The organism is Flectobacillus sp. (assembly GCF_049240685.1).
Lineage (GTDB): Bacteria > Bacteroidota > Bacteroidia > Cytophagales > Spirosomataceae > Flectobacillus.
In genome coordinates this window covers 1-5,231 of sequence record NZ_JBMLSD010000432.1, presented here as the reverse complement: position 1 = coordinate 5,231, position 5,231 = coordinate 1, and the positions used below count along the sequence as shown (strand labels likewise).

The 5,231-nt window shown below is 36.4% G+C and carries 4 protein-coding genes; 2 read left to right on the top strand and 2 right to left on the bottom strand.

The annotated features are described in order from the left end of the window. Positions 1-255: 255 nt before the first annotated feature. The gene (locus tag ACOVQ4_RS19845; RefSeq protein WP_421822344.1) at positions 256-1,584 is read right to left on the bottom strand and encodes a flippase; all 1,329 of its coding nucleotides are present in this window, start codon (positions 1,582-1,584) and stop codon (positions 256-258) included. Between the two features lie 4 nt (positions 1,585-1,588). Beyond that, complete coding sequence (locus ACOVQ4_RS19840) at positions 1,589-2,545, bottom strand: hypothetical protein (protein WP_421822343.1); 957 nt, start codon at positions 2,543-2,545, stop codon at positions 1,589-1,591. A gap of 344 nt (positions 2,546-2,889) precedes the next feature. Between ACOVQ4_RS19840 and ACOVQ4_RS19835 the strand changes: the two genes are divergently transcribed. Together ACOVQ4_RS19835 and ACOVQ4_RS19830 are read left to right on the top strand one after the other, a co-directional pair. Further along, positions 2,890-3,852, top strand: coding sequence for an MBL fold metallo-hydrolase (locus ACOVQ4_RS19835; RefSeq protein WP_421822342.1), 963 nt, complete (start codon positions 2,890-2,892; stop codon positions 3,850-3,852). Between the two features lie 117 nt (positions 3,853-3,969). After that, complete coding sequence (locus ACOVQ4_RS19830) at positions 3,970-5,139, top strand: PQQ-dependent sugar dehydrogenase (RefSeq protein ID WP_421822341.1); 1,170 nt, start codon at positions 3,970-3,972, stop codon at positions 5,137-5,139. Positions 5,140-5,231 lie beyond the last annotated feature (92 nt).

Genomic DNA, 5,231 nt, shown 5'->3' with positions numbered 1-5,231 from the left:
CAAGACTAAGTCTTGAAACAGTTATCCCTAGTTCGAGACTTTGCCTCGGACTCACTCTTGCTTCAGTTTTAAAACTGTTAAAAAAAATAGGTCCAAGACTAAGTCTTGAAACAGTTATCCCTAGTTCGAGACTTTGCCTCGGACTCACACTTGCTTCAGTTTTAAAACTGTTTAAAAAAATAGATCCAAGACTAAGTCTTGAACCAGTTTTCTCTTCTGCATTCTTCAATACTTTTTCATCCAAAAGACTTCAAATCAAGCCTTTTTTAGACGAGGCTTAATGTATTGATGATAAAATTCTGGATAAAATCTAAAAGCATAAATAAATGGATGAAGTACATTTACTTTTAGTTCTTTATACAAAATTACTTGTCCGATAATAAAACCAATAAAACTCGATACTAAAGTTGCTCTAGCCGCTCCCATTACGCCTTGTGAACTAATCAAAAAATAGTTCATCGCAATGTTTAAACAAGCAGAAAAAACTACAACAGAAAAGGTTAATTTAGTTTTTCCGATAGAATCAATAACGATACCAAATTGACGACCAAATGGTACAAAAATGCAATACAATAACGTGATTTTCAATAAAGGAATCGAGTCATCGTACTTTCCACCTGCAATGATGTTGACGATTAAATCAGAAAATAAATACAGAAAAATAATGGCTGGAATCACCAAAGCTAAGATTGTTCCTACCGATTTTTCATACAAATAGCGAACACCATCGATACCTTCCTGCGCACGTTTGGCGCTTTGCGGAAATACGATTGTAGCAATCGAATTGGTAGGTATTTCAATCAGGTTGGTAATTCTTACGGCCACATTAAACGCCCCAGAAGCCACAGGAGAGAGCATTGCCCCAAGCATCATTTGGTCGATAGTACCTGACAAAATAGAACTTACCGAGGTACCAAAGGTATATTTCCCAAAATGAAATAATTTACTAATCCATTCTTTATGTAATTGTCTATCCAAGGTCAAATGTTTTCTGGCATAGCTGTACCCAATCAGGGTGGCGATAACCACTGCCACAATTTGGATATACACCAAATACGCCAAAGGAATGGTAAACTTGGTAATAAAACAAACCAGAATAAATAAAAACAATACTGCTTGACGAACGAATGTGGTAATAAATACCCCGTTAAAAGCCAAATGCGCTTGCTCCACACTATTAAAAATCGCTAAAACCCCTGAAAGTAAGAAAGTGATATTATGCACATAAAACATCGGCTCCAACTCAGGCGTATGCCACATAACACTTAGATAATGTGAAAAAATCAGATTTAATATTACGCAAAACACCGATAAAGAGGCACTGATGGTTACTGAAGCCGTAATAATTGGCGTTTTTTCCTCAGGCTTTGCACCAGATAAAAATTTCACGAGCGCATTTCCAATCAAACCATTGCGAACCACCTCCAAAATCGAAGTAGTGGTCATGAAGAGCGTCCAAGCCCCAAACTGATTTTTGTCTAAAACTCGAACCAACATATAAAATCCTCCAAAGCCAAAAAGTACATTTGTCAAACTTTGAAGAATATTCAAGAAACCAGATTTAAGCCAATAATTATTTGCCATACGATTATGATTTTACGTAATGTTTTAGCACAAAGTCTCTAGCCTCTTCATTGGTTTTGGCATGATAAATCGTAGCTCCTGAAAGTTTAGGAAAAAGTGTTTTGAAACAACCAAAATGATGTTCTGGGCCTTTTTTTGATAAAATAATATTTGCCCCTTTAAAACAACTTGCCAAGGCTGCTGTACCACCATGAATTGATATAAACTTTTCGCAATTGGCGTATACAGATAATTGAAAATGGTTGTAATTTCTGGCTTTAATTTTGTTTTCTTTGTACAAATCCTCCATCAACACTACTTCAGGATGGGTTTCGGCCAACCATTCGTAGTCATTGAGCTCATATATGTCGCTGGTGTCATTGGTAATATTCTGTGGGCGTGGGCGATTGTATAAAATGGTATAGTCTTTTTTCAAATGACTAATCATAAAATCTAAATCTTCGATACTATAAAAACTGATGGGAGGCCCTCCCCATTCCATATTATATCGATTCGCAATCATCAACATTGGTTTGTCATAAACGTAGATATCATTCTTAAAGTGCTCTTTATAAGGCACTTCGAGCCATTTTATCATATCATAATCCTGACTATACAGAACCCTTGGAAGTTCAAAATTATAATTTCCTTCGTTGGTTCTTACATCAAAAACTTCTTCGTGATGTGGCGAAAAGAAATACATTTCTTTGGTAAACAAGGCAGCCTTCGTACTTTTTAAAGTGCCGTTTTTATAATGCCAATACGCAAAAGGAATGGTAAATTCAAGTTCAGGAGCAAATTCGCCTTGAAATTCGATTTCTTTATAGGGTTTCTTGAATACATAATCTTGCAACACATACTTCCACTGCGTGAGCTGACACCGATAGGTGTGACGATAATAATATCTAACATCTGGGGTCATTCGTCCGTGACGGAGTAAGACAATCAAGCTTAGAAATTTGTTTAGGATATTTTCAAACATAAGTACATGGGTTGAAACAATATAAAGAAATTTGGGTCGAAGTTTTCTTGAAATATCTATTCAAGTAGAAAAACACCTATCAAGGATTATGCCGAAAGAGAAATTTCTTTTTTTAAATATAGAAATTAAATGATAAACAAAAAGACTTAAATAGCTTTTTTTTATTTTCTTTCAATCAAAACAGCCTTTTCCTTTCAAATTTTAGCAAAAAGTATTCCAACAATCAAGTCTCAAGCCCTAATTTGTTTAAATGCGCTCTTATCCCAACATTTCAACATTAATACCTTAACTTTACAGTTTTAACTACGCTATCAAACATGGCGATATCTGTATTAATAAAAAAAATGATTCGACTCAACAAACAAAGATGCTATTTCCTTCTGGCTCTAACCTTGATAAGTTTGAGTACTTGGGGACAAAAATCAAGTTTTGATTTAATTCCGCTAGGTGTAAAAGGCGGAACAGACGAAAGTAATATGTCGTGTTATATGCTTGGACCAAGCGGCTCGGAGCAATTTGTGGCCTTGGACGCAGGCACCGTGTATGCAGGTTTACAAAAAGCTGTAGCACAAAAAACCTTTGCGCTAACAGCTTCACAAGTGATGCGAAAGTATATAAAGGGTTATTTTATTTCACATCCTCACCTCGACCATGTTTCTGGGCTTATTATCAATTCGCCTGGCGACACCGCTAAAAGTATTTATGCCACTCAAAAGTGCATGAACATCATTCAAGAACACTATTTTAATGATAAAACTTGGGTGAATTTTGGTGATGCAGGCCTTGGAGTGTTGTTGAAAAAATACCATTACGCAACTTTACCCCTTGAAAAAGAGGAGAAGATTTCAAACACAGATATGACAGTAAAAGCATTTTCCTTGAGTCATATCGAACCTTTTGAAAGTACTGCATTCTTGATAAAACATCGAGATTCTTATGTTTTATACCTTGGCGATACCGGACCAGATGAATTAGAAAAAGCAGGTAAGTTGAAAAATCTTTGGAAAAATATAGCTCCTTTAATTCAAAATAGGCAACTAAAAGGTATTCTTATCGAAGTTTCGTTTCCTAACGAACAACCCAATCATCTCTTGTTTGGTCACCTTACACCACAATGGCTGATGAAAGAAATGAGTATTTTGGCAGACCTCGCTGGCAAAGAAAATATGAAAGGCCTGAACGTGGTTATCACGCATTTGAAACCGCCAACGATTAACGAACAAAAAATTATCGAACAGGTAAAAGCTCAAAATTCTCTCGGCTTGAATATTATTTTCCCACAACAAGGAGAAAAAATCAAGCTATAGATTGCTTTCGGCTTTCATGAAATACCAATGAAAGAGCACGCATCCCTACAGCCCCGACAGAGAAAAGTTTGATTATGATACTTTTGTGAAAATTTAAAACCAACTATCCAAATTAATATGAAAAATGTACTTTTAGGATGTGCTTGTTTATCAATCATGTCTTTTTCTTCTGGTTTTTCTTGCAAAACAAAAGGAGGTTTGGCACAAACCACCGAAAACACTACCGTTGATACACAGCCAAAAATCAAGACTAATATCATTGTCAACGACATGGATATTATTTGGGGAATGGATTTTCTACCTAATGGTGACCTACTTTTTACAGAAAAACAAGGTAAATTTTACCGTTATTCTGGCGGAAAAACGACTGAACTTTCGGGAGCACCAACGGATGTATTTGTAAAAGGGCAAGGTGGTTTATTGGACCTAAGAGTGCATCCCAAATATGCACAAAATGGTTGGATTTATGCTACTTATGTAAGTAAAGGAACTGATGATGGCTCACAATTAAATTTGATTCGTTTCAAACTCAGCGGAGATACCTTTACAGATACTGAAACCATTTTTAAAACGCCTGCCACCAATACAATGTACAATCACTACGGTAGCCGTATTGAATTTGACAATAATGGTTTTTTATTTTTATCAATCGGTGAAGGCGGTGCAACTAGCTACGGCGGTGCCGAATCGCCCAATATGAATGCACAAAATGTGACAATTCCTTGGGGAAAAGTCCACCGAATGACCGACGACGGTAAAATCCCAAATGACAATCCTATATTAGAAGGTAACTCTGCACCTTCTACGGTTTATTCGTATGGACACCGCAACCCACAAGGATTGGCATTTAATCCAACTACACAAGAAATTTGGGAATCTGAGCACGGCCCTCGTGGTGGCGACGAAGTGAATGTGATCCAAAAAGGCAAAAACTACGGTTGGCCAGTAGTATCTTATGGTATCAACTATGATGGAAAAACTATTTCTAAAGCTCCTGCAAAAGACGGGGTAACACTGCCCAAACATCAATACACTCCATCTATCGGGACTTGCGGTATCGCTTTTATTACAAGTGATAAATATAAAGGTTGGAAAGGAAGCTTATTAGTTGGAGGCCTGGCTTACCAATATTTAAGTCGTCTTGAAATCAAAGATGGAAAAGTGGTAAAAGAACATAAACTATTGGAAAGTATCGGTCGTGTTCGTAACGTAAAACAAGGTCCTGATGGCTTGATTTATATTTCTGTAGAAGGCCCAGGACGAATTATTCAGTTACTTCCAGAATAATTTTCATTACACAAATTTAGTGAGTTGATATTGAGTCAATTAGTGATTATGTTAAAATTTAGATTCTCCCAGTAGAGACGCAATGCTTGCGT

Bases quoted from the DNA above. Each gene is read 5' to 3' on its own strand.
- ACOVQ4_RS19845 (WP_421822344.1), bottom strand. From the start codon at position 1,584: ATGGCAAATAATTATTGGCTTAAATCTGGTTTCTTGAATATTCTTCAA.
- ACOVQ4_RS19840 (WP_421822343.1), bottom strand. From the start codon at position 2,545: ATGTTTGAAAATATCCTAAACAAATTTCTAAGCTTGATTGTCTTACTC.
- ACOVQ4_RS19835 (WP_421822342.1), top strand. From the start codon at position 2,890: ATGATTCGACTCAACAAACAAAGATGCTATTTCCTTCTGGCTCTAACC.
- ACOVQ4_RS19830 (WP_421822341.1), top strand. From the start codon at position 3,970: ATGAAAAATGTACTTTTAGGATGTGCTTGTTTATCAATCATGTCTTTT.